The organism is Nocardia sp. CC213A, assembly GCF_030766805.1.
GTDB lineage: Bacteria > Actinomycetota > Actinomycetes > Mycobacteriales > Mycobacteriaceae > Nocardia > Nocardia otitidiscaviarum.
This window is the reverse complement of sequence record NZ_JASFXA010000005.1, coordinates 185,891-205,280: the sequence shown is the minus strand read 5'-3', so window position 1 is coordinate 205,280 and position 19,390 is coordinate 185,891. Positions and strand designations below refer to the sequence as shown.

The window sequence follows — 19,390 nt, the reverse complement described above, 5'->3', positions numbered from 1 at the left end:
CGTGGCCGATTCCTGCTTTCTCATCCGGTCGCACCATCCAGTGGAACTCGGTGGCGTCATCCATGGCGTACGCGTTGTCCGGGCACTGCGTCCCCATCCACATGCCGATATCGCACCGAGGCCGTGGATGACGTCGTGGCTCAGCGCGCCCGCGGGACCGATGTACCGGATCGTCCGCTTCGGTGAGCAGGCGTCGGGCGGCACCGAGTGCGGCCGCTTGTCGGCCGCGGGCCAGCCAGGGCAGCGCCAGTCCGGGCTGCGGCTCGTGGCCGCACGCCAGCGCGTCGTGATAGGCGTGGTCGGCCTCGTCGTAGGCGCCGTGCATGCGCATCAGTTGGCCGCGGTGCACGGCGCACTGGCCGGTGAACATCACCAGGCCGGGCTGATCGGCACACCAGGTGGTCAATGCGAGCGTCCACGTCTCGGCCCGGCCGAAGTCCGAGATCTCTTGGCACGCCTCGATCATCGCGCAATAGATGTGGCCGACTAACATCGTCGACACGCCGCCGGTGGTAATGCAGATCATCGCCTCTTCCAGCAGCGCCAGCCCTCTCGAACGCGACCGGAGTACAGGGCCAATCTGCCCTGGCCACAGTCCCATCGCGGTCAGGTCCGGTTCGGCGAAGCGGTGTCCGTAGTCGGTGACCTCGTCGGCGCATCGGGCGGCGGCGAACTCGCCCGCGAAGCGATGGCGGAACATCTCCGCGACCAGGACGTAGCCGTCCTCGACCACATCGTCCGGCACCTCCGCCAGCAGCCGCCGCGCTCTGGTCACCCAACCGCCCCCGATTACGGACTCCCCGGTGAACAACAGGGTCTGTGCCAGCCAGAATGCGGAGCGGACCGCCTCCAGCCGATCGCCCGAATCCAGATTCAGCTGGTAGGCGCGCTGCAACGCGTGGACGCAGTCATCGGTGCGACCCGTCGGATACGCCGCTGTCGCCAGGCGTGCGAAATCGTCGCCGTCGACGCTATGGGTGCACCGCCCCGTCGCACATCGGCCGATCCACCCATTCCCCATCCCACTCGGCATGGGTGGATGTGCGCAGGTGACGTGCTCAGTGGGCCGCGCTACCGGTCCAACCAGGCGGCCAGGTCCGGTAGGTCGGTGGCGGCGACCCCGGTGAATCGGGGTGGGCGCTTCTCCAGGAAGGAGGAGATGCCTTCGGCCAGATCGGGACTGGTGGAGGCGTGCGGGATCGTCTTCTTGTCGAGGTCGAAGGCCGCTTCGGGGCTGCCGTGGGCGGCCATGGCCACCAGGGCCCGGCGGATGACGGCGGCGGAGTTCGGAGCGATGGCGACGGCCAGTTCTCGGGCGAGTGCGTAGGCGGCGGGCAGGAGGTCGTCGGGGGAGTGCACGCTGGTGACCAGGCCGGCGGCGTGCGCCTCCTGGGCGCTGAAGACGCGGCCGGTGAGCATCCACTCCTTGGCTTTGGCCAGGCCGACCAGTTGCGGCAGGAACCAGGTCGAGCCGCCCTCGGGGAAGAGGCCGCGGCGGGCGAAGACGAAGCCGAATCGAGCGTTCTCGCTGGCCAGTCGGAAGTCCGCGGCGAGCGTCATGGAGATGCCGACGCCCACCGCCGGACCCGGGAACGCCACGATCACCGGCTTGTTCGAATTCGTCATGGGCCGCACCACCCGCGTAGCCGGCTCGTCCCAGTCCGGCGCGCTGTGGTCGCCGATCGACGGCTCGGCGAAATCCATTCCGACGCAGAAGTATTCACCCTCCGCGGTGAGAACGACCACCCGCACCGCATCGTCTCGGTCCGCAGCCGTCAGCGCCGCGCCCAGCTCATCGGCCATGGTGAGCGTGAAGCCGTTGCGGGCGTGCGGGCGGGCGAGCGTAATGGTCGCGACGGCCTCCTCGACCGCATAGGTGATCGTCGAATACGTCGTCTCGCCGCCGAAGCGTCGGCCGTCGTCGGCCATATCGAGTTCTCCCGCCGTAGGTGAGTAGATGAAGCTCAAAGATTCTCAATCCGTCACGGCGGGGTCAATACGTGGTCGTGGGTTCCGCTCGACGCCGCGCGTCGGATGCCCGGATGAGTCGTTCGCTCCTGCCCACGGTGCACGGCGTTGGATATCGTGTTGCGGACTGGTTAGCCGTTGAATTGCTGACGCGGTGCAGTGGGATCGTCACAGCAGCGTGAGGGTTCGCGAGACGTAGTCGAGATGAGGGATTGTGCCTTACGGGGGACGAGTGGTGGCGGCCGTTATCGGTGTGCTGTGCGGTGCCTGGGCGGGGTACGGCGTGCAGCGCACGGTGGGTGCCGGGTGGAGATCGGTCGCGGGCGGTCAGGGGAGTGCTGCGATTACCGCGGCCGTGGTCTGTGCCCTGACCGCGCTGGTGGCCGTGTGGTTGTTCGGGTGGGGGCGGGTCCGGTACGCGGTGGTGTTCGGGACGGGGCTGGGCGGGGTAGCCGTGCTGTGCGCCGTGGCGGCGTTGCCGGCTCCGGACGAGTGGGACGAGTTTCCGATCGCGTTCGGGGCGGGGCTCGGGGCGCTGATCGTGCCGGCGGTAGTGCTCGGGTCGGCGCGGATCTGGTTCTTCGGTGCCCTGATAGCGGCCGTGGTGCTGGGTTACCAGGTGGACAATCTCGTCGATTCCGAACGCTATCGGTACCGCGATTTTCCGTCGGCGGTGGGTGCGAACGGACAGTCGTGGCAGTTGCTGGTGGCGCTCGTGCTGGTCGGTGCGTTGCTGGCGGCGATGTGGTGGTGGCGTGGTGAACGCGTCGAACCGCAGGTTTCGGGTCCGTCGGTGGCGGTAGGCGTCGGACTGGCGGTCGCGGCGCTACTGGTCGTGCGGTGGTGGGCCGGAACGGGATGGCTGCCGTGGGCGGCGGCCGCGCTGGCGGTGGCGGTGTGCGTGGCGGGTACCCGGTGGCTGTCGGGGCGGTCGGCCGTGGCGCTGGCGGTCATGACGGCCGCGGCGGCTTTGGTGGTCGTCGATCCCGGATGGGATCGGGGGCCGTCGGCCGCCGGGCTCGCCGTGGGCTGCGCCGCGGTGGTCGTCGGCCTCACCGCTGGCTGGCGGGTGGGGCGACCGGCGCTCGCGATCGGAGTATGCGCCGTGGCGGCCGTGGGCGCCGCGCTGTCCCAGCTCTCCGACCTCGGTTGGGTGCGGCTCGGCGCCGGTGCGCTGGTGCTGTTCGCCATCGCGATGGCCGGTGCGTCCGTCCTACCCGCGGAACCCGCACTGCTCGCGGGCTGGTCCGTGCTGCCGATGCTGGCAGCGCTGACGGCGCGTGAACTGTCGTCGCGAGCAGACGCGGAGTCGATTCCCACGGTGACCGACTGGGCGTACCGGCCGGATGTCTACCCGCCGTCGGGGACCGTGGCGGAGTCGTCGCATACCCTCATCGCTTGGGCGGTTACGCCACCGCCGCCGTTCGTCCCGCGTCCGGGTCTGGTCGTCCCCGGCCTGATCGTCGCGGCCGCGTGTACGGCGTGTGCGGTCTGGCTGGCGCGTCGTGACAGCGTGTCATGAGGCAGTGACCGGTCCCGGCCTACGGTGAGTCGTCGCCGCTCCTGTTCGCCTCGAAATGCTCGACCAGCAGCCGAGTCACGGCCTCGGGTGCCTCATCGGGAATCCAATGGGAGACCCCGGGCAGCACCTCGAGGCGGAAGGGGCCGTCCACGTAGCGGCTCGACAGTTTCGGGCCGGTGGCTAGGACGGCGGTGTCGCCGTCGCTCCAGACCTGGAGGGTGGGGATGGTGACGCGGGCGCGGAGGCGGCCGGGGGCGGAGAAGGGCATGCCGCGGTACCAGTGCAGGCCGCCGCGGGCGATTGTCCTGTCGCGCAGGCGGTTTCCGTCGCGCCGGGCGACATCGGCCGGTTGGCCGGTGCGTTCCAGCATGCGGCGGAACAGGGGGGTGCGGACCATCAGTTCCGGGAGCAGGGGGAGCTGGAAGACGTACATGTACCAGGAGGCCAGGGCTTGGCGGCTGGTGAGCATGGCGCGCAGGAAAGCGGTCGGGTGCGGGACGGAAAGGGCGGTGAGAGAACGCATTCGGTGTTGCCCGTCGGTGGCTGCGGCCCAGGCGGCGGCCGCGCCCCAGTCGTGGCCGACCACGTGCACCGGCCGTCCGATCGCGTCGGCCATGGTCAGCACGTCCCGGGCCAGTTCGTCGAGTCGATAGGACCAGCGCCAGCGGGGTGCGGCGGTGGGGCTGGCGCCGCGCATGTTCGGCGAGAAGGTGCGGTAGCCATGCCGATTCAGGGCGGCGGCCACCGCGTCCCAGCTGCGGGAGTCCTGCGGCCAGCCGTGCAGCAGCAGGACCGGGTCGCCGTCGAGCGGACCGGAATCGGTGACGGGAAAGGTCAGGCCGTCGCGGTGGAAGGCGGTGATGCGGCGCGGGCTGTCGTCCTGGTCGCGTGCGGATGGGTCGGCGGCGGTCGACATGTGCACCTCCTCGTGCTCACGGTATTGACGTAACAGCGTGTCACATCAATTGGGATCGCACTACCCGTACCCCGATTGCGCGCCGGATCGTCGCTGCCTAATCTCGAATCAGACGATGTTGAAGCCGCTCTTGTTCGATCAACGATGATCTCCAGAGAGGTGTGGGACATGTCGACTCTTCGAGGTTCGCTCATCGCCGCGCTCGCGGCGGGTTTCTCGGTCGCCGGGGTGTGCGCCGGCGGCATCGCATCGGCCCAGCCGGAACTCGACAGCGGCGGCTGCACGGCGGGCTCGATCGCCTGGCAGGCGAACGGACCGGGGATCACGGGCAGCTCCCAGGCACCGGTGGCCAGCAATGTCGGCGGCCACCTGGTGGGCTGCTACGGGGCTCCCGACGATATCGGTGTCGGAACCATCATCGGCACCACGTTCGAACCGGCCGCGACCTGTTACGGCAGTCGCGGTGGACGTGCCGATCTGCTCGTCATCTGGGACAACGGAGTGAACAGCCATGTGATCGGCTCCTGGGAGTGGACGCTTGGTCAGCAGGCGACCAATCATCTGAAGATCGTCGGCGGCCTGGGGTCGGGCAAGATGCTGCAGGTCGTGACCGCGCCTCCGGAGGTGAGTCCGGCGGCCGTCACCGGCTGCATCATGGGCGGCTATCGCGGCGGCAGCTACCAGGTGCTCAGCGTGAAGGTGCTCTGAACCGACGCGCCGCCGAGCCCGTCCCCACGGTGGACGGGTGAAGGATGTCCGTGCCCGGTGCGAGACTCTGACCATGCGATGGGCGGTGGCGGAGTCCGGTGACGGCGGGGCGCGTCTGTGTCCGCTGGGTCCGGATGGCCGACCCGCGGGTCCGGTGGTACACGAGCCCGCACTGGCCGATGCGGTGCGCTCGCGCCCGGAGGTACAGCGCTGGGTATGGCGATCCACCGGCGAGATCTATCGGCGTCTGCTCGCTGCGGGCGTGCGTGTCGAACGCTGCTACGACGTGGAGGCCGCCGAGGCGGTGCTGATCGGGCACGAGGAGGGGCAGTCGGGTCAGGCGCGCTCCCTGGCGGCCGCCTGGGCGCGGTTGCACGGGCTGCCGGTGCCGCCGGACGCGCCCGCCCGCGCCGCCGACACCGAGCCCACCCTGTTCGACTCGGGTCCGGTGCCGCTCCCGCCCGGCGCCGACGAGTTGACGGCGTTGCTGGAGGTCTACGCGGGGCAGGTGGCCCGGGTGGCGCGGACCGAGCACCCGGAACGGATGTGGCTGCTGCTCGCCGCCGAATCGGCGGGCATGCTGGTGGCCGCGGAGATGTCCCGCGCGGGCATACCGTGGCGGGCCGATATCCACCGTGAACTACTCGATTCGATGCTGGGCGAACGCATCTCGGGCGGGACGGAACCGCGGCGCATGGCCGAGCTGGCCGATGCCGTGTCGCGGGCCTTCGGCGCGCGGGTCCGGCCGGACCTGCCCCAGGACATCATCCGGGCCTTCGGCCGTGCCGGAATCTCACTGTCCTCCACCAGGAAATGGGAGCTCCAGGAGATCGACCATCCGGCGGTCGCGCCGCTACTGGCCTACAAATCGCTGTATCGCCTGTACACCGCGCACGGCTGGTCCTGGATCGACCAGTGGGTGCGTGACGGCCGCTTCCGGCCCGAATATCTGCCCGGCGGCACGGTGACCGGTCGCTGGACCACCAATGGCGGTGGTGCGCTGCAGATTCCGAAGGTGATCCGGCCCGCCATCCGCGCCGATCCGGGCTGGCGGCTGGTGGTCGCCGACGTGGATCAGATGGAACCGCGGGTGCTCGCCGCGATCTCGCGCGATCCGGGACTGATGGAGGTGGCCGGTCGCGACGAGGACATGTACGCGGATCTGGCGGCCCGCGCCTTCGGCGGCGACCGCGCCCAGGCGAAACTCGCCATGCTGGGCGCGCTCTACGGCCAGACCTCCGGGGACGCCCTCACCCATATCGCCGAACTCCGCCGCCGCTATCCGGCCGCCATGGCGTACGTCGACAATGCGGCCCATGCCGGTGTGGAGGGCCGCCTGGTGCGCACCTGGCTCGGCCGCACCTGCCCGCCCGCCGCCGCCATCGACCACGAGACCGACGCCGAGCGGGACCGGTCCGGCGGATACGGCGGTAGCGCCGCCGCCCGCGCCCGCGGCCGCTTCACCCGCAATTTCGTCGTGCAGGGCAGTGCCGCCGACTGGACGCTGCTCGTCCTCGCGGGTCTGCGGCACAGCATGCACCGCGCGGGGCTGCGCGCGGAACTGGTCTTCTTCCAGCACGACGAGGTGATCGTGCACTGTCCGGAGGAGGAGGCGGCGACGGTCGCCACGGCGATCACCGAGGCGGCGGACACCGCGGGCCGGATCGCGTTCGGCCGCACCCCGGTGCGCTTTCCGTTCACCACGGCGGTGGTGGAGTGCTACGGCGACGCCAAATGAGGGGGAGGGACCTCCTCGTGGGCGACGGCCGGCGTCGCGTCGGTGGTACTCCACGGTGCCGGGGGCGATGGGCGGCCGGATCGTATATGTTGACTGCCGTGGGGATGATGAAGGGGGCCAATGTAGCGGTCCCGGCGAACACGGTGCGGGTCGAACTGGGATGGCAAGCGGGCCAGGGTGTTCCGGATGCCGACGCGTCAGCGCTGCTGCTGGTGGGCGGAAAGGTCCGCTCCGACGCCGATTTCGTGTTCTACAACCAGCCCGCGCACCCGTCCGGGGCGGTTCGGCACGAGGGCAAGCAGCAGGGGCCGACGGTGCTGGATGTGCTGTCGGTGCGGCTGGCGCAGGTCGAGCCGCAGATCGAGACCATCGTGCTCGCGGCTTCCACGACCGGCGGGACCTTCCGGCAGTTCCGCGGCCTGTACGTGCGGGTGCTCGATGCCGCGAACGGCGCGGAACTGGCGCGTTTCGACAGCGCGGACGCCACCACCGAGACCGCCTTCGTACTCGGTGAGCTGTACCGGCGGCAGGGTGCCTGGAAATTCCGGGCGGTCGGACAGGGGTACGACTCCGGATTGGCGGGATTGGCAACGGATTTCGGCATCTCCGTCGATGACGAACCCGCCCCCGCGCCGCCGCATACGCCGCAGCGGCACACACCGCCGCAGCCTCCGCAGCAGTACGTGCCACCGCCGCCCGCGCCCCATCAGCCCACGCCGCCGCCCCAGCAGCAGTTCGCGCCGCCCCCACGCCAACACACCCCGCCACCGGTTCCGGTCAACCTGACCAAAATATCCCTGACCAAGGAAGCCCCCAGCGTCTCGCTCACCAAATCGGGTGTCACCGGCGGCACCATGCGGGTCAACCTGAACTGGACCACCGCCCGTGGCGCTGGCCTGTTCGGCCGCAAACGCAACAGCCTGGACCTGGATCTGTGCTGCTTCTACGAATTGATCAACGGCGCGATCGGTTCCGTGCGCGCGCTGGACCGACGCTTCGGCGACCTGCACAACCCGCCGTTCATCCGACTTGACCAGGACGACCGCACCGGTTCCAGCGCCACCGGTGAAAACCTCGACATCAACCTGGATTTCACCAAATTCTTCCGCCGCATCCTGGTGTTCACCTCGATCTACGAGGGCGCCAGGGATTTTCGGGGCGTGCAGGCGACCGCGACCCTGTACCCGGTCAACAGCGCCCCGATCGAGATGACCTTGGACGGCTGCGTCGACGATTCCCGCGACGCGGTCCTCGCGGTCATCGAGAACATGAACGGCGAACTGGTGGTCCGTCGCGAGTGCGCCTTCATCCGCCCGCCGGCCGGGCAGCCGGGGGCGGGTGTCGCCGAGATCGCCCGACTCTACAACTGGGGCTTCGACATCCGGGCCGGACGCGGCAAGGACTGAACGACCATCACGGGGTGTCGAGCACGCTGGCGGGCACCCCGTAGGGCAGGAAGCGCACCCGGCGGCGAGCGTCGGTGTTGTCGCGGTGCGCGCGCAGGGCCTCGAGTTCATTGGGGAACACCTGGTCCACCCGTGCCCCGCCGTCTTCCTCGATGGTGTAGATGGCCCACACTCCGCTGCCGGTCTCGCCGGTGGTCTCGCCCTCCGGCTGCGGCGGCCGGTGCCGCTGTGGCGCGACGAACTGGCCCAGCAGGGATGTCAGCGGATTCGCGCTGGTGCGGTCGAGGTACTCCGACGCCTTGTCGAGCAGGTCGCGGATTTCGATGCCCGCCTCCCGCAGGGCGCGTTCGAAGTCTTCCGGATCGACCCCGAAGGGCCCGTTGTTCGCCATCGCATCTACTCCTGGGGGACGAATTCGGCGCTACGCCCTCAGTGTCCTCGCGCGGCGCGGTCCGCGCCAGGGAGCCCGGCCCGGAAAATGTCCGGCAAGTCCGGACCCGGATGGGGCCGACGGCCCGCGACATCGCGTAATGGCATCGGAGCGCGCGGCCTGTGTAACCGTTGTGCCAGGAATCAAGAACACCAGCAATTTCCGGGTACCCGGGGCTGAAGCCGGGCCGGACCCGGAGACCTGACAATTTCAGAAAGTTACGACCATGCGTAGAGCAACGGCGCTCTTCGCCGCATTACTGCTGGCATTTTTCCTTTCCATCGCACACCCGATGAGCCCGACCGCGCACGCCGATCCCTGCGGCGGCGACTGGGCCATCGGAATCGGCGGCCTCGGGGACAACACATCGTCGGTGTTCGTCCCGTTCGTGAATCAGCCCGTCGGTTACAACTCGCTCGACCCGATGTCGGGGTTGAACGAACTCGACCGGCTGTTCTGGTCGCATCGCAATCAGTGCCCGGGTGACCACATCCGGCTCATCGGACACAGCGAGGGCGCGGGCATCCTGCACGCCTGGGTCACCGCGCATCAGGATGTCGGCAATGCCAATGCCATTCTGCTGTCCGATCCGAAACGGGCTCCCGGCCCCGGGTGGGGCGGATTGTCGTCGACTCCCGGCAGCGGCATCGTCGGATATCCGCTGGCCGGTGTCGACGATTGGTTCGGCGGCTTCCCGGTGCTGACGGTGTGCAACCGTGACGACCAGATCTGCGATACCTCCGCGGGTTGGTGGGGCTACCTCTTCGGTGGCGCGCACAGTCGTTACGATTTCAACGTGTGGAATTACGGCCCTTGGGATTCCGGCGTCTGGTACCGGTAATCGGTAGCGGTCATGGGGATCAGTAGCCATGCGGCACCGGTCCCCATTGACTGAATCCATGCCCCATCGAGGTGCACACGGCCGCACCCGTGAAAGTGATTTGGCAGGTCGCCCCGGCATGGGTGACCGACATCCTCGGGTCGTGAAAGTTCACCGCCGCGAGTCGCGGCAGCGGCGGATTCCCGCCGGGCAGCGTATGACTGCCATGGGAGTTCCATTGGGGATGCGCGGGCCACATGACGGAATCGATGACGATGGCGGGCACATGGGGCAGCGGAATCTGCATACCGGCGAAGAGCACGTTCATCGACGCGGCCGGAACCTCCAGGTCACAGCCCACGGCGCCGGTCGAGCGGATCGAACAGTGCCACCCGCCCATGGCGAAATACGCGGTGTCCCCGACCAGTATCGGGCCGGGCGCGCGCTCGGCGTGGGCCGCGCCCGCGCCGAACACGCAGACGACGAGTCCGAGAATTACTCCGCACATTCGTGCGGCGGCAACCTTCGCAGCCGTGCACACCGGCTTCTCCCTGTGATGCGCAGTGGATATCAGGCCCGTTCGACCATAGCCAGAAACTATCACTATACGGCGGAAAGGCGGGTTTTCCGCCTAGGGGGCTTGCACGAAAAATCCTCGCCGATTTCGGCACATTCGGGCAACCGCGTCGGTAGGGTGGCCCCGGTCCGCGTCCAGGATATGCGGTGTTCGGCAGCAGTGAGGTGTCGTGCGCCACAGGGAGCCACTTGTCGATGTCAGATTCGCTGCCCGTCCATCCGTCGCATACCGCGCCGTTCGAGGTGGTCGGCCCGCGTGTACCGCTATACGCTCCGGAATTCGCCGCCGACCCGCATCGGGCCTACCGGGAGATGCGACAGCAGTTCGGGGCGATGGCGCCCGTCGAATTGGCCCCGGGCATACCCGCCACCCTGGTGCTCGGATATCGCACGGCGGTGCGGATTTTCAATGATCCGGACCGTTTTCCGGCCGATCCGCGGATATGGCAGGAGCGCGTGCCCGCCGACTGTCCGGTACTGCCGATGATGCAGTGGCGGCCCAATGCCCTGCGCAATGCCGGTGTCGCGCACGCGCGCTACCGGCAGGCCAATACAGCGGGCCTGGCCGGTATCGACCAGTTCGCGCTGCCGGGCATCGTGGAGCAGATCGCGGTACCGCTCATCAATGAGATCTGCGTGGCGGGTGCGGCGGATCTGGTGCGCGACTATGCCTTCCCGCTGGCATTCGACGTGCTCAACCATCTGCTCGGCTGTCCGGTCGATATCGCCGCACAGGCGGCCGAGGGTCTGCGCGCCATCTTCGAGGGCATCGGCGCGGACCGCGGCAACGGCATGCTCGTGGACGCCCTGTCGCGCCTGGCCCGGCAGAAGCGGGCGCAGCCCGGCGACGACATCACCACCCGGCTGCTGCGCCACCCCGCCGACCTCAGCGATATCGAGATGGTGCATCAACTGGCCACGCTCTACGGCGCGGGCATCGAGCCGCAGCAGAATCTGATCGTCAACGCGCTCTTGCTGATTCTGCTCGACGGCCGATTCGGCGGGGACGTGCTCGGCGGCAGTCTGTCCACCCGCGACGCCCTGGACGAGGTGCTGTTCGACGATCCGCCGATGGCCAACTTCTGCATCAGCTTTCCGCGGCAGCCCGTTGTACTCGACAATGTCTGGCTGCCCGCGCATCAGCCGGTCGTCATCAGCATGGCGGCCTGCAACACCGATCCGGAGATCCGCTCCGGGCAGCTCGCGGGCAACCGCTCCCATCTGGCCTTCGGTGCGGGTCCGCACGCCTGCCCCGCCAGCTCGCTGGCGTACCTGATCGCCCAGGAGGCCATCGACCAGCTCCTCGACGCCCTCCCGGACATCCGCTTGGCGGTGCCGTCGGATGAACTGTCCTGGCGGCCCGGCCCGTTCCACCGCGCCCTGACCGCTCTCCCGGTCACCTTCACGCCCGCCCCGCCGCTGCCGGAGCCCTGGTAGTCGGGCACCACCGAGCGCACAACCGCTGTTGGCCTCGTGATCACCCGGTCGCCACCTGCCGCTGACACCGTGAACGGGTGCGGATCGACATCCCGGCGGCGCGGCCCAGCGACTCGGCCCCGGTGCGGTGGTTTCACCGGGTGAGCTGGGGTGTGGCCGCCCGCCTGCCGTTCGGGCTGGCCCGCGTGGTGCCCCCGACCTTCGTCGGCTACCTGCTGGTGAGCGCCTGCACCTTCACCCTCGACCTGCTGCTGATCACCGCCCTGCACACGGGCTGGGGCCTGCCGCTGCCGATCTCGGTCACCCTCGGGTACGTTACGGCGTTCGCCACCAGCTTCTTGTTGAACCGGGTGCTCAACTTCTCCTCGCACGCCCCCGTCGGCCCCCAGCTGGCCGTCTACATCGTGGTGGTCACGGTGAACTATCTGGTCTTCATCCTGGGCGTGACCAGCGGTCTGGCGGCCCTCGGCGTGGAATACCACCTGGCCCGCATGGTCGGCGGCCTCGGCGAGGGCCTCTACCTGTACGCCTGCATGCGCTGGTTGGTCTTTCGCCGGTGACGCGGCTACTGGGCGCGTTCGCGCACGACGCGCGCGACGTCGATGCCGCGCACCATGCGGGTGCCCGGTAGCTGGGACAGTGCCGACGCGGCCAGCACCGCCGCGATCGCGAGCAGCGGAGCCGTCCAGCCCATGGCGAGTTCGATATCGAACATGTCGCTGTCGAAGGAGTTCAGGAAGGCCCGGGCGGACAGCAGACCGGCGGCCAGGCCGAGGGGGACGGCGAGGGCCGTGGCGGCCAGATTCTCCAGGGCGAGCATGGCGGTGATGCGGCGGGCGGGGACGCCGGTGGCGCGCAGGGTGGCGAGTTCGGTGGTGCGCTCGGTGAAGCTGACCGTCATGGTCACGTAGATGACGGTGAAGGCCAGCACGGCACCCAGGACCAGCATGACGATGACGAAAATCCAGAACAGGCCCAGGAATTGGTCGAACTGGGCTTGCAGGGCGTGGGTGTCGGTATAGGCCGTGACGCCGGGCATGCCGGTGACGGCCGCGCGCACCGCGTCGCGATCGGCGTCGGGGGCGAAGCGCAGCAGATACCCCTGCATGCCGGTGCCACCGATCCGTTCCGCGGTGTCGGTGCCGGCATAGGCGAAGGTGCCCAGCGGCTCGTCGACCAGCCCGGCCAGCCGGATATCCTGTGGTGCGCCGAAAGCCGGTGTGACGGTGAGGGTGTCGCCCACCGCGACGTCCAGGCGGTCGGCGAGCGCGCTCCCGGCGACCAGGCCGTCGGCGGGCAGGCCGGGAGCACCCGCGGCGGTGCGGAAGCCGTGCATGGTGGTGTCGGGCGGCAGACCGTTGAGTGCGGTCGAGTACGAATTCCCGTGGGCCGACAGCGTTACCGGCGTGACGCTGCCAGCCTCCACCGCGACGACGCCGGGTACTGCCGCCAGTTCGTCCGCCAGCCGCGGGTCGCGGCCGTCCACCAGTACGGTGGCGTCCTGCAATTCGATGACATCGAATTGCAGGTGCAGCACATTGCGCATGCTGGTGATCATCCCGACGGAGGTCAGGATCAGTACCAGCGCCAGCACGGTGCCGGTCATGGTGGCCAGGGTGCGGCGGCGGCCACGCGCCATGGAGCGCACGGCCATCCGGACGACCACGGGTATCCGGGTCCATCGGGCCGACAGTCGCGCGACCGCCCCCGGACGCGTGGGCACGCCGCCGTCACCGCGCATGGCCTGCGCGGGTGCGGTGCGCGCCGCCGCGACGGCGGGTGCGAGCGCCGCGAGCAGCCCGGCCAGCAACCCCAGCGCCAATCCGATGGCGGCCGTGCCGATCCGGTGCTCGACCACGGTGTCCGGAATGCCGATGGTGGAGGTGTAGGCCGAGGTCACCGCCGAGGTGGCCACGAATCCGCCGAGCACGCCGAGCACCGCGCCCGCGACCGTGATGGCGACGCCGTAGGTGACGTAGTGGCCGACGACGGTGCGCCGCCGCGCGCCCATGGCCAGCATGGTGCCGATGATCGGGCGCTCGGTCTGCACCAGCCGGGTGACGAGGATGTACTCCGCGATGGCGGCGGCGGTCAGGAACAGCGCGGGAAAGCCGACAGCGATGCTGGAGAAGCCGGAAAGATCTTCGCGCAGAGCGGCATTGGAGGGCTGCTCGGATTGCGGTTCGATCGCCGTGGCCCCGGCCGCACGCAGTGCGGCGGTGACCCGGTCCCGCTCGGCCTCGGTCGCGGAGTCCGACATCTCCACCAGGACCTGGTTCGGGCCCGGCTGTCCGGTCAGGGCGAGGGCCCGGGATTGCGGTGCGAAGGCGACGGCGAACGAGTGCGGATCGGCCAGCACCTCCTGGCGGCTGCGGGCGGGCCACAGGTATTCCGCCGAGCGGGCGACTCCGCTGACGGTGACCGACTGCCAGGAGTCGCCGTCGAAGATCCGGAAGCTGTCGCCCGCAGCGAGCCCGAAGGTGTCGGCGGCGTGGTGTTCGATGACCACCTCGGGACGGTCGGGGTTCGGCAGGGTGCCGCTGGTCAGGTCGATCTCGTCGACCGCCGGTGCGCCGGGTGCGGCCAAGCCGGTGACGCGGCCGAGCAGTTTGGTGTCGCCGATGGTGAACGGCACGTCGGCCTGGGTGCGGACCATCACCCGGTCGACGCCGTCCAGGCCGCGTACGGCCGCCGCCAGCGCCTCCGGATCACCCCCGCTGGCGGTGTAATCGGCCAGGTGCAGCCGGTCGTAGGTGTGGTTGTAGGAGGTTTCCAGGTTGCGGAACGAGTCGTAGCTGGCGATGAACAGCAGCACGCCCAGCAGCACCGTGATGGCGATGGCGACGACCTGCGCGGGCCGCCGCCGCAACTCGCGACGAATCTTTTTGAACAGCACCGGATGTCGCAGCATGAGCGGTCACCACCGAATCGTCGCGGCGTCGGCGGGCTCGGGATTGGGGTCGCTGGCGACCACCCGCCCGTCCCGCATGCGCACGATCCGGTCCGCGATGGCGGCGGCGGCCTCGTTGTGCGTCACCATGACCACGCCGCGGCCCGCTCGGCTGGTCTGCTGTAGGACCGCCAGCACCTCGCGGCCGGTGGCGACATCCAGTGCGCCCGTAGGCTCGTCGGCCAGCAGCAGGTCCGGATCGGTGGCCAGGGCGCGGGCGACCGACACCCGCTGCTGCTGTCCGCCCGACAGCTGCGCCGGGAAGTGGTCGGCGCGCTCGCCCAGTCCGACCGACGCCAGCAGATCCGGAACCGCACGGCGGTCGCCGCGCCCGGTCAGTTCGATGATGACTTCGACGTTCTCGCGGGCGGTGAGGCTCGGGATGAGGTTGAAGAACTGGAACACGAATCCGATGTGGTCGCGCCGGAATTCGCCCAGCGAGGCGGGGTGGTGTCGCGAGATGTCCTGTCCGGCAACCTCGATGGTGCCGGTATCGGCGGTCTCGATTCCGCCCGCGATATTGAGCAGGGTGGTCTTGCCGGAGCCGCTGGCCCCGAGCACCGCCACCAGTTCGCCGGGTGCGATGTCGAGGTCGACATCGGTCAGGGCGTGTACGGCGGCCTCGCCGCTGCCGTAGGTCTTGCCGACCCCGCGCAGACGGATGCCGCCGCGCCGAGCATCAGTCGTCGGGTGCGCTGTCGTGTTGTCGGACATGGGAAGTCCCCTCGTCGTCGGTGAGTCCCGCGGCGCGCAGCAGCGGACCCGTCAGATCCACGGCGGCCAGCGTGGGGTCGATCAGGCGGTGCAGCACCAGGCCGTCGAGCAGCGCCAGCACCACGGCGGCGGTGGCTTCCGGATCGCCGGTGCCGGGCTGGGTGCGGAACCAGTTCGTGAGCCCGGCGCGGGCCTGCGCGACGAAGCGGCCGAGTTCGTCGCGCAGGCGCGGGTGCCGGGTGGCGGCCAGCATCATCTCGCTCAGGGCCACCATCGAGGGATCGGTCGCCGAATACGTGCCGACCGCGGCGAGCACGCGCCGCATCCCCGCCGGGCCGTCCGCCTCGGCCAATCGTGCCATCACGCCGTCGTATTCGGCGCGGGCCACGTCCAGGGCCGATTCGATCAGCAGATCGGTGACCGACGGGAAGTGGTAGTGCACCAGGCCGGGGCGTACGCCCGCGCGGTCGGCCACCATCCGGGTGGTCACCGCGCCCCAGCCGCGTTCGACGATCAGTTCCACCGCGGCCGTCATCAGCCGAGCGCGCGTCTGCCGGCCCTGTTCGATCGCCGTTGCCATGTATCCCCGAGACGTTGTCGAGTTTGGTCGTTTGCCTTGGGCGTTCGCCCAAATTACCACATCCCCGTGTCGTCCGGGAAATACCCGATCGTCGCGCCGGAATGCCGAGCGGCCGTGTTACGGCACGCGGCGGGGCGATTCGCCCGTTATGGTCGGACGGTGGCCAGCAAGTCGACACCCGCCGTGGAGTTGACGGTGGGCGCGCACACGGTGCGCGTATCGAATCCGGATCGGGTGTACTTCCCCGAGACCGGCGCGACCAAGCTCGACCTGGTGCGGTACTACCTGAGCGTGGGCGACGGCATCGTCAACGCGCTGCGGGACCGGCCGTGCATGCTGCACCGCTTTCCCAAGGGCCTGCCGGGCGGAAAGGTGCACCAGAAACGGCTGCCGGGCGGCGCCCCGGATTGGATTCCCACCGTGCGGCTGTACTTTCCGCGCTACGGCCGCAGCGCCGACGAACTGTGCGTCGAGAAGCTGGCCGACGTGATCTGGGCGGTGCAGATGTCGACCGTCGAGTTCCATCCCTGGAACTCCCGGCGCTTCGACACCGAACTGCCCGACGAATGGCGGATCGACCTGGATCCCATGCCGGACTGTCCGTGGTCGCGGGTGCGCCGGGTGGCCGGTGTCGTGCACGAGATACTCGACGAACTCAGCGCGGTCGGCTGGCCGAAGACCTCCGGCGGCAAGGGATTGCACGTCTACGTGCGCATCGAGCCGCGCTACGGATTCCAGGAGGTGCGCCGGGCCGCGCTCGCCTTCGCGCGGGAGGTGGAACGCCGCGCCCCCGACGATGTGACCACCGCGTGGTGGCGGCGCGATCGCGACCCGGCCATGCTGTTCGTCGACTACAACCAGAACGCGCGCGACCACACCATCGCGGCCGCGTATTCGGTGCGCGGCGTGGCGGCGGCGACGGTCTCCACGCCGGTCCTCTGGGCGGAGATCCCGGAGCTCGATCCGCGCGATTTCACCATGGCCACGGTGCCCGCCCGCTACGCGGAACTGGGCGATCTGCACGCCGGTATGGACGAGGCGGTCTTCGATATCGCGCCGCTGCTGGAGTGGGCCGACCGCGACCGGGTCGAGGTGGACCTCGACGAGGACGCCGACGGCTGAGCCGGGTCCGGTCCGTATCCCGGGTCCCGCCCGTTACCGCTGGTCGCGCAGCCGGTCGCGTTCGGCGGTGAGGGCGGAGTTGGCGTCCTCCAAATCGAGGATGCGTCCGATCCCGGCCAGGTTGATGCCCTCGCCGGCCAGGGCGATGATGCGGGCCAGCCGGGCGAGATCGTCACCGCTGTAGCGGCGCGTGCCCCCGGCACTGCGAGCGGGGGCGATCAGTCCGTGCTGCTCGTACAGGCGCAAGGTCTGCACCCCGACGCCGGAGAGTTCGGCGGCCACCGAGATCGCGTACACCGCCTGTCCCGACGGCGGAAAGTGGCCCTGCTCGCGCCCCAGCATCCTGTTCGTCTCCCCGTTCTCCCGCATGATCACCTGCCTCGAGATTACCTCTCCACCCGTCTTGCACTCTCATGGCCGGAGTGCTAAATAATATCTCTGTCAGATGACAGAGATTATCTGATAACTCTTCGATCGAGAATGGAGTGAGTTGGAGGTGGCGACCATGCTGATGCGTACCGATCCCTTCCGTGACCTGGATCGACTGACGCAGCAGGTATTCGGCACATCAGCCCGACCGGCCGTGATGCCGATGGATGCCTGGCGCGACGGTGACGAGTTCTTCGTGGAGTTCGACCTGCCCGGCATCGACCCGGACTCCCTCGACCTGGACGTCGAGCGCAATGTGATCACCGTGCGCGCCTCCCGTCCGGAACTGGACGCGGGCCGCTCGATGATCGCAGCCGAACGCACCCGCGGCGTCTTCAGCCGCCAGCTGTTCCTGGGGGAGAACCTCGACACCGACCGCATCCAGGCCGACTACCGCGACGGCGTGCTGCGGCTGACCATCCCGGTCGCCGAACAGGCCAAGCCCCGCAAGATCGAGGTCACCCGCCACGATCGCGAGCACCAGGCCATCAACGCCTGATCAGCGAGGCGCCATGACAGCGATGCCTGGTGCCCGCGGTCGTCTCGACCGTTCGCCCTGGACCGCGGCCGTGCGCCGAACAGGCACGGCCGCAACCGATTCCGGAGAGGTGGTGCACTGGCCCGAACCCAGCCCCCTGGACTCGTGGTGGGCCACTGTCATGAATCCGATCCGCCGACCGGAGCCCGCCGCCTGACGACCCGGCTGCCCGACTCTCAGGCGCTCGCGCCGCCGCGTAGCCAGTGCGGCCACGGGATGGTCCAGTCGCCGCCCTGCCAGATGTCGAGGGGGTCGCCGCCGGTGTTGCGGACCTCCACGACATCGCCGGGGACGACGAAGTCGTAGAACCAGGCGGCGTCTGCGGGGGAGAGGTTCAGGCAGCCGTGGGAGACATTGGTATTGCCCTGTGCCCACATGCTGTCGGCGAGGGCGTGGACGAAGATGCCGTCGTGGCTGATGCGGACCGCGTGGTCGATGGTCGAGCGGTAGCCGAGTCGGGAGTTGACGGGCAGGCCGTAGCTGGAGGAGTCCATGGTCACCGGGTGGTGGCGGTCCAGCACGGTATAGGTGCCGGGACGGGTCCAGAAGGACAGCACCGTACCGCCGACCACCGCGGTGCCGCCCATGCCCATGGAGGTCGGCATGGTGCGCACCAGGGCGCCGTTGTCGAAGACCTCGATCTGTTTGGTGACATCGTCGGCGATGGCGACGTGGGCGGGGCCGATGTGCACCGACACCCGCTGATCGCGCAGGCCGTACGCGCCGTCGCCGAGCGGTGCGCCGAAGAGGTCGGCGGCGACGGTGATCCGGGTGCCGGGCGCGTGGTAGTGCTCGGGCCGCCAGTGCGCGTTGCGGTCGTCGAGCCAGTACCAGGCGCCGGTGACGGCCGGTTCGGTGACCACGCGCAGGTGGCGTTCGGCGGCCGCGCGGTCCACGGGCTCGTCGAAACGTGCGGCGAGGACGAAACCGACACCGTAGACGTCGTTCTCGGTGAGCTCGACCAGATTCCCGGAGCGCAGCGACACGTCCACCAGTCGATCGGGCACCACCGTGGCGCACGTCGCGGTGGCGGTGACCGCGCCGGTGGCGCCGTCGGCCACCGCCCGCACGGTGTAGGTGTGGCCGTAGCCGAGCGGTTCCGTGCTCGTCCAGGAACGGTTGTCGGGTGCCGGTGCGCCCGGCAGTGGGCGGCCCGTCTCGTCGACCCACTCCACCGAGCGCACGGTGCCGTCGGTGACCGTGACCCGGCCGGGGGAGCGGGCGTCGACATCGCGGGCATCCGGTGGCGGATCGAAGCCGACGGCGGCGGGCACCGGCGGCGGTGCCGGTTCCGGCGGGCGGGCACACCCCGCGAGGGCGAGCCCGCCCGCACCGGCCAGCCCGACCAGCAGTTCACGCCGTCGCACTCCCACCGCGCACCTCCCCATCGTCGGGTCCGTCTCCGCGCCAGCATCGAGCACGGCGCGCCCGCCGACGTGCCGACGTGCGGTGACTCCACCGTTCCGTCGCGCAACCGACACCGTTCCTCGACCGCCAGGTCACCTGACCCACGCGACTCCACCCGAACCGGGGCGG

19 protein-coding genes are annotated in these 19,390 nt (G+C 69.5%); 10 read left to right on the top strand and 9 right to left on the bottom strand.

The window, feature by feature from the left end; translation table 11 throughout:
• The first annotated feature begins 1 nt into the window (after position 1).
• Positions 2–490, top strand: a complete 489-nt coding sequence (locus QJS31_RS11735; protein ID WP_282785161.1) for a hypothetical protein — start codon at positions 2–4, stop codon at positions 488–490.
• A 581-nt stretch (positions 491–1,071) separates the two neighbouring features.
• On the opposite strand, the gene QJS31_RS11730 is transcribed toward QJS31_RS11735, so the two are convergent.
• Positions 1,072–1,968 (bottom strand): enoyl-CoA hydratase-related protein, encoded by an 897-nt coding sequence (locus QJS31_RS11730; RefSeq protein WP_282785162.1) that lies wholly within the window; start codon positions 1,966–1,968, stop codon positions 1,072–1,074.
• 235 nt (positions 1,969–2,203) lie between these two features.
• Here QJS31_RS11730 and QJS31_RS11725 point away from each other — a divergent pair, with 235 nt between their 5' ends.
• Positions 2,204–3,490, top strand: coding sequence for a hypothetical protein (locus QJS31_RS11725; RefSeq protein WP_306356682.1), 1,287 nt, complete (start codon positions 2,204–2,206; stop codon positions 3,488–3,490).
• 19 nt (positions 3,491–3,509) lie between these two features.
• Here QJS31_RS11725 and QJS31_RS11720 read toward each other — a convergent pair whose 3' ends face one another.
• A complete protein-coding gene (locus QJS31_RS11720; protein WP_306356681.1) occupies positions 3,510–4,406 on the bottom strand; it encodes an alpha/beta fold hydrolase in 897 nt (298 codons plus the stop codon).
• Positions 4,407–4,574: 168 nt separating this feature from the next.
• On the opposite strand from QJS31_RS11720, the gene QJS31_RS11715 reads away from it, so the two are divergent.
• From QJS31_RS11715 to QJS31_RS11705, 3 genes are all read left to right on the top strand, one after another.
• A complete protein-coding gene (locus QJS31_RS11715) occupies positions 4,575–5,114 on the top strand; it encodes a hypothetical protein (RefSeq protein ID WP_282786179.1) in 540 nt (179 codons plus the stop codon).
• Between the two features lie 73 nt (positions 5,115–5,187).
• A complete protein-coding gene (locus tag QJS31_RS11710; protein ID WP_306356680.1) occupies positions 5,188–6,852 on the top strand; it encodes a bifunctional 3'-5' exonuclease/DNA polymerase in 1,665 nt (554 codons plus the stop codon).
• A gap of 104 nt (positions 6,853–6,956) precedes the next feature.
• On the top strand, positions 6,957–8,258 hold the full coding sequence (locus QJS31_RS11705) for a TerD family protein (RefSeq protein WP_282785521.1): 1,302 nt from the start codon (positions 6,957–6,959) through the stop codon (positions 8,256–8,258).
• A 7-nt stretch (positions 8,259–8,265) separates the two neighbouring features.
• On the opposite strand, the gene QJS31_RS11700 is transcribed toward QJS31_RS11705, so the two are convergent.
• Positions 8,266–8,649 (bottom strand): hypothetical protein, encoded by a 384-nt coding sequence (locus QJS31_RS11700; protein WP_306356679.1) that lies wholly within the window; start codon positions 8,647–8,649, stop codon positions 8,266–8,268.
• Positions 8,650–8,914: 265 nt separating this feature from the next.
• On the opposite strand from QJS31_RS11700, the gene QJS31_RS11695 reads away from it, so the two are divergent.
• The gene (locus QJS31_RS11695) at positions 8,915–9,529 is read left to right on the top strand and encodes a cutinase family protein (RefSeq protein ID WP_143981646.1); all 615 of its coding nucleotides are present in this window, start codon (positions 8,915–8,917) and stop codon (positions 9,527–9,529) included.
• A 19-nt stretch (positions 9,530–9,548) separates the two neighbouring features.
• Here the strand turns inward: QJS31_RS11695 and QJS31_RS11690 are convergent, their stop codons facing one another.
• Positions 9,549–10,016, bottom strand: a complete 468-nt coding sequence (locus QJS31_RS11690) for a hypothetical protein (RefSeq protein WP_282785519.1) — start codon at positions 10,014–10,016, stop codon at positions 9,549–9,551.
• A gap of 263 nt (positions 10,017–10,279) precedes the next feature.
• Here QJS31_RS11690 and QJS31_RS11685 point away from each other — a divergent pair, with 263 nt between their 5' ends.
• Together QJS31_RS11685 and QJS31_RS11680 are read left to right on the top strand one after the other, a co-directional pair.
• Positions 10,280–11,521, top strand: a complete 1,242-nt coding sequence (locus QJS31_RS11685; protein ID WP_306356678.1) for a cytochrome P450 — start codon at positions 10,280–10,282, stop codon at positions 11,519–11,521.
• A gap of 77 nt (positions 11,522–11,598) precedes the next feature.
• Positions 11,599–12,081, top strand: coding sequence for a GtrA family protein (locus QJS31_RS11680; RefSeq protein ID WP_282785517.1), 483 nt, complete (start codon positions 11,599–11,601; stop codon positions 12,079–12,081).
• 5 nt (positions 12,082–12,086) lie between these two features.
• Here the strand turns inward: QJS31_RS11680 and QJS31_RS11675 are convergent, their stop codons facing one another.
• From QJS31_RS11675 to QJS31_RS11665, 3 genes are read right to left on the bottom strand one after another with little or no spacing between them, the layout of a single operon-like run.
• Positions 12,087–14,432 (bottom strand): FtsX-like permease family protein, encoded by a 2,346-nt coding sequence (locus tag QJS31_RS11675; protein WP_306356677.1) that lies wholly within the window; start codon positions 14,430–14,432, stop codon positions 12,087–12,089.
• Between the two features lie 6 nt (positions 14,433–14,438).
• Positions 14,439–15,185 carry an ABC transporter ATP-binding protein gene (locus QJS31_RS11670; RefSeq protein ID WP_306356676.1) on the bottom strand — a complete coding sequence of 249 codons (747 nt, stop codon included), beginning with the start codon at positions 15,183–15,185 and terminating at the stop codon, positions 14,439–14,441.
• Positions 15,151–15,765 (bottom strand): TetR/AcrR family transcriptional regulator, encoded by a 615-nt coding sequence (locus QJS31_RS11665; protein WP_306356675.1) that lies wholly within the window; start codon positions 15,763–15,765, stop codon positions 15,151–15,153. Before QJS31_RS11665 ends, QJS31_RS11670 begins: the two co-directional genes overlap by 35 nt.
• Before the next feature lie 159 nt (positions 15,766–15,924).
• Between QJS31_RS11665 and ligD the strand changes: the two genes are divergently transcribed.
• Positions 15,925–16,887 (top strand): non-homologous end-joining DNA ligase, encoded by a 963-nt coding sequence (gene ligD / locus QJS31_RS11660; protein ID WP_306356674.1) that lies wholly within the window; start codon positions 15,925–15,927, stop codon positions 16,885–16,887.
• A gap of 33 nt (positions 16,888–16,920) precedes the next feature.
• Here ligD and QJS31_RS11655 read toward each other — a convergent pair whose 3' ends face one another.
• On the bottom strand, positions 16,921–17,229 hold the full coding sequence (locus tag QJS31_RS11655; protein WP_282786136.1) for a MerR family transcriptional regulator: 309 nt from the start codon (positions 17,227–17,229) through the stop codon (positions 16,921–16,923).
• Between the two features lie 163 nt (positions 17,230–17,392).
• Between QJS31_RS11655 and QJS31_RS11650 the strand changes: the two genes are divergently transcribed.
• Positions 17,393–17,815 (top strand): Hsp20/alpha crystallin family protein, encoded by a 423-nt coding sequence (locus QJS31_RS11650; protein ID WP_029924201.1) that lies wholly within the window; start codon positions 17,393–17,395, stop codon positions 17,813–17,815.
• A gap of 215 nt (positions 17,816–18,030) precedes the next feature.
• Here QJS31_RS11650 and QJS31_RS11645 read toward each other — a convergent pair whose 3' ends face one another.
• Complete coding sequence (locus QJS31_RS11645) at positions 18,031–19,242, bottom strand: Ig-like domain-containing protein (protein WP_372341544.1); 1,212 nt, start codon at positions 19,240–19,242, stop codon at positions 18,031–18,033.
• Between the last annotated feature and the right edge of the window lie 148 nt (positions 19,243–19,390).

Coding starts and splice junctions, on each gene's coding strand:
- QJS31_RS11720 (WP_306356681.1), bottom strand. CDS start 4,406: ATGTCGACCGCCGCCGACCCATCCGCACGCGACCAGGACGACAGCCCG.
- QJS31_RS11715 (WP_282786179.1), top strand. CDS start 4,575: ATGTCGACTCTTCGAGGTTCGCTCATCGCCGCGCTCGCGGCGGGTTTC.
- QJS31_RS11710 (WP_306356680.1), top strand. CDS start 5,188: ATGCGATGGGCGGTGGCGGAGTCCGGTGACGGCGGGGCGCGTCTGTGT.
- QJS31_RS11705 (WP_282785521.1), top strand. CDS start 6,957: ATGATGAAGGGGGCCAATGTAGCGGTCCCGGCGAACACGGTGCGGGTC.
- QJS31_RS11700 (WP_306356679.1), bottom strand. CDS start 8,649: ATGGCGAACAACGGGCCCTTCGGGGTCGATCCGGAAGACTTCGAACGC.
- QJS31_RS11695 (WP_143981646.1), top strand. CDS start 8,915: ATGCGTAGAGCAACGGCGCTCTTCGCCGCATTACTGCTGGCATTTTTC.
- QJS31_RS11690 (WP_282785519.1), bottom strand. CDS start 10,016: ATGTGCGGAGTAATTCTCGGACTCGTCGTCTGCGTGTTCGGCGCGGGC.
- QJS31_RS11685 (WP_306356678.1), top strand. CDS start 10,280: ATGTCAGATTCGCTGCCCGTCCATCCGTCGCATACCGCGCCGTTCGAG.
- QJS31_RS11675 (WP_306356677.1), bottom strand. CDS start 14,432: ATGCTGCGACATCCGGTGCTGTTCAAAAAGATTCGTCGCGAGTTGCGG.
- QJS31_RS11670 (WP_306356676.1), bottom strand. CDS start 15,185: ATGTCCGACAACACGACAGCGCACCCGACGACTGATGCTCGGCGCGGC.
- QJS31_RS11665 (WP_306356675.1), bottom strand. CDS start 15,765: ATGGCAACGGCGATCGAACAGGGCCGGCAGACGCGCGCTCGGCTGATG.
- QJS31_RS11655 (WP_282786136.1), bottom strand. CDS start 17,229: ATGCTGGGGCGCGAGCAGGGCCACTTTCCGCCGTCGGGACAGGCGGTG.
- QJS31_RS11650 (WP_029924201.1), top strand. CDS start 17,393: ATGCTGATGCGTACCGATCCCTTCCGTGACCTGGATCGACTGACGCAG.
- QJS31_RS11645 (WP_372341544.1), bottom strand. CDS start 19,242: ATGGGGAGGTGCGCGGTGGGAGTGCGACGGCGTGAACTGCTGGTCGGG.